This is a genomic window from Bradyrhizobium sp. USDA3516, assembly GCF_057651995.1.
Genome location: NZ_JBYGYN010000043.1, coordinates 1 through 244 on the forward strand (window position 1 = coordinate 1; position 244 = coordinate 244).

Consider the following 244-nt stretch of genomic DNA (forward strand, 5'->3'; position numbering starts at 1 on the left):
CACCAACGGCACGACCGCAACCGGCCTGCTCGGCAACGCCCAGCCCGCCGACGGCGACACGCTGACCGTCAACGGCAAGACCATCACCTTCCGCAGCGGCACCGCTCCGGCGGCGACCGCCGTTCCGGCCGGCTCGGGTGTCAGCGGCCGCCTCGTCACCGACGGCAACGGCAACACCACCGTTTATCTCGGTACTGCCGGCGCCCCGGCTGCGACGGTCGACGACCTGTTGACCGCGGTCGAT

Annotated in this window: 1 protein-coding gene; it reads left to right on the plus strand. The window is 71.7% G+C overall.

Going from position 1 to position 244, the window contains the following annotated elements; all coding sequences use genetic code 11:
- Positions 1-244 (plus strand): DUF1522 domain-containing protein (locus tag AC24YW_RS36670; RefSeq protein ID WP_487487222.1); only part of this gene is annotated, 244 nt, incomplete at both ends.